1 protein-coding gene and 1 pseudogene are annotated in these 3,265 nt (G+C 59.1%); one reads left to right on the forward strand and one right to left on the reverse strand.

Going from position 1 to position 3,265, the window contains the following annotated elements:
- Positions 1 to 173: 173 nt before the first annotated feature.
- Positions 174 to 1,389, reverse strand: a pseudogene (locus EBBID32_RS19340) (IS701 family transposase).
- 621 nt (positions 1,390 to 2,010) lie between these two features.
- Between EBBID32_RS19340 and EBBID32_RS19350 the strand changes: the two are divergent.
- Positions 2,011 to 3,249, forward strand: a complete 1,239-nt coding sequence (locus EBBID32_RS19350) for an MFS transporter (RefSeq protein WP_231382253.1) — start codon at positions 2,011 to 2,013, stop codon at positions 3,247 to 3,249.
- The last annotated feature ends 16 nt before the right edge of the window (positions 3,250 to 3,265 follow it).

Raw genomic sequence — 3,265 nt, forward strand, 5'->3', positions numbered from 1 at the left:
AAACGTCATCACGCTCTAGCATTACAGTTGCATATTAGATTTCAGGTGGGAACGTCGGGCGTCGGCTTGGTGGGCGGGTCGCCAAGTTGACCATGCGATGATGTAGGCGGGCTGGATCTGGCGCTGTGCAAGCTTGTTGGCGATGCGCCGGACCTCCTGAATGGACCAGCGGATCAGATCTTGATGGTCCGCCTCGTCGATCTTTTTGGGGGCGTCACGTCATTGGCGCGGTATCGGATCGCCGCCATCATGGCGAAAGCGAGCATGACGAGAGAGACGTGGCGATGCCAGCCGTGCCAGGAGCGGGTTTCGTTATGGTCGAGACCGAGTTCGTTCTTGGTGGTCTCGAAGCTGTCTTCGATCGCCCAGCGATGGCCTTCGACGGCGACGAGGGTCTCAATGCCCGTATCGGCCGGGCACCATGTCGTGAAGAAGGCGAGGTCGCCATCGCTAATATTGCGTCGGATCAGCAGTCCACGGGTCCAAAGCCCTGATTTGGTCTCATCATATTCATCTGCGCCGAGATCGGCGAGTTCGCAATACGCCCAGTCATGGAGCCGAGGCCCTTTGGTGCCTTCGCCAGCAGAAAGGCGCTGCCATGCGTCGGGCGCCAGTCCCCGAACGATCTTTTCGGCTGTTCCGGCAACGGGTGGATTTTTATCCCATGAGCCAAAGCGATGGTCCGATTTCACCCCGAGAACATAGCCTTTACAACCTCTGCGCAGAGCCTGTTCGATCTCGCCGACGCCGTACACAGCGTCCGCTGCCACCCAGGAGAATGGCACATTAGTAGCCAGCGCGCGCCCTATCATCTGGGCAGCCAACGCCGGCTTGGGGGCGAAGGTTACAGCTTCAGGGACGTGGGTCGCGGCAAGCCGTACTGGATCGCCAGTCCAGGTCTTGGGCAAATATAAAGCCCGATCGATGAACGCGTGACCGCGAGCAGATACATAAGCAGCGAATACGCCGATCTGGCAGTTCGTGATCTTACCTGCCGAACCGGTATATTGGCGTGCGACGCCGCAGGAAGCCTTGCCCTGCTTAAGGAACCCGGTCTCATCGATGACGAGGACCGCATCGTCCATGGCGAGGTTCTCGACAATATATTCGCGCACAATGTCGCGAAGCTCGTCCGCGTCCCAGTGCCCACGGCCTAAAATGGCCTGTTGCCGCCATGGACCAGGATCCCCCGCAGCTTCCGCGCGCATCCAACCCGTCTTACGGCGCTCGTCACCCAGCAAGCCGTCCAGAAATAGGTTCGCCGACGCCGCAACGCGCTCCTGCGTGAACAAACCACGCATACGCCCCTTTACGTCCCGCAATGAGGAAGCCCATAGCTCCAGCGTCGTCTCGATCGATGCACCCGTCATTCCACAGCCTCCTTACCATGGAGACCTATTGATTCAGAGTTCGATCAATTATGCAACTGTAATGCTAGGGCGCTGGCCGCCGAGTTGAAACAGCAATATCTCGACAGAATGGCGCGGATAGTCGCCACCGACCTGACCGCGCCAATGTGACGCTGGTCGATACCGGCGGACCGGGCGGCAACAAAAATTTCTGTCGAAGGGATCGTCGTGGATGGCAAGCAATACCCGCACGATCTGCTGGTTTATGCTTTCGGCTTCGAGGTGACGACAGAATTCATCCGAGGCATGAAATCCGGGCGGCAACGACGCAAGTGGCAGAATAAGCCGCTCAGGCCGGTCACGCCCCGTTTCAGCGTCATAGGATCGCGGGATGGTCAGGCTGGGGGAACGCGTCAGCACTGAAGAATGGGCATCGCGATCAGGTGGGGTCTGATCATGATGCGGCGAAGCGACACGGTGTCGCTTGACTGCTAGGCCCACGCAGATGGACTCGCCACATGAATAGAAGTATCTGAATAATGGGCCGCGATGATGAGAGGATTATGTCTTGATGCCAGGCATCGAAAATTCCGCCATGCAAAGTGCGACCCGACATCCACGGATGGCTCATGCCTGTGTCGGACTGGCGGTGTTGGTGCTTATGACCGTCCTTTCTTACACCGACCGCACGATCATTCTGCTGCTGGTTGAGCCGATCAAGGCAGACCTCGACATCGACGATGTGCAGTTCAGCCTGCTGACCGGCTTGTCCTTCGCCCTTTTCTACGCGCTGTTCGGTGTTCCATTCGGTTGGCTGGCGGACCGCTATTCGCGGCGCTGGATTATCTTCTTCGGTGTCGCCGGCTGGTCGATCGCAACTGCGAGTTGCGGTTTGGCGGGTAGTTTTGGAGCACTGTTCCTGGCGCGAATGATGGTGGGCGTTGGTGAAGCGACGCTAAGTCCGGTCGGTTATGCGCTGGTAGGCGACATGTTCCCCCGCCGACGCCTCGCGCTGGCGCTCGGCATCCTGGCCGGGGGAACGGCTATCGGGTCGGCAGTCGCCTATGCGATCGGTGGAGCGCTAATCAGTTGGGCGGACGCGCATGGCGCGCTATGGGGCATGCGTCCGTGGCAAATGGCGTTGATGGCGGTGGGCCTGCCCGGTCTCCTTATCGCACCACTGATCTTTCTTGTTCCGCGCAGCGCAGATCGTGCGAGAATTGCGCCGGACGTGATCTCCGACACGCCCCCAACTGCCTATCTGCCCTGGCTCAAGAAAAACCTGCCCTGCCTCTTACCCACGATGTTGGGCAGCGCGATGATTTTCATGCTGATGTTCGGCATTACAGCGTGGATGCCGGCCCTGCTCTATCGGCGTTTTGGCCTGGAACCCGCTCAAGTGGGTGAAATGCTGGGCCTTGCCTTCGGCCTTTCCGGCCCTGTCGGATTCGTACTGAGCGGATGGCTGGTGGACAAAATGGCCGCCTTGCAATGGCGACATGTACACCTCAACTATCTCGCAATCGTCATCGCGCTACTCGGTATCATTGGCGCGACCAGCTTCAGTCTGGCGCAGACGACGACCCAGATACTCATCCTTCTCGGCCTGCTGGCCTTTGTGGCGCCAATCAACGGTCCGGTCATCGCGTTCATCCAAATCCATACGCCTGACCATTTCAGGGCCCGCACGATCGCGTTGTTCCTCTTCTTCTACAACCTGCTCGGCATGAGCGCTGGCCCAAGCGCCGTAGCGATCATCGCCAAGACCATGTACGGGGGAGAATTGTCGCCTGCGCTTGCAACCTTCAGTGCTGGCTGCGGCATAATCGGCTTCATCAGCTATCGTATCGCGCGCCACTACGCTCCCGACGTCCGGTCAATTGACGGCGCAGGCCTCTAGAGCGTGATGACGTTTG

Source organism: Sphingobium indicum BiD32 (genome assembly GCF_000382885.1).
Classification (GTDB): Bacteria; Pseudomonadota; Alphaproteobacteria; order Sphingomonadales; family Sphingomonadaceae; genus Sphingobium; species Sphingobium japonicum_C.

Excerpts from the sequence above, each read along its gene's own strand:
- EBBID32_RS19350 (WP_231382253.1), top strand. The coding sequence starts at position 2,011 with ATGACCGTCCTTTCTTACACCGACCGCACGATCATTCTGCTGCTGGTT.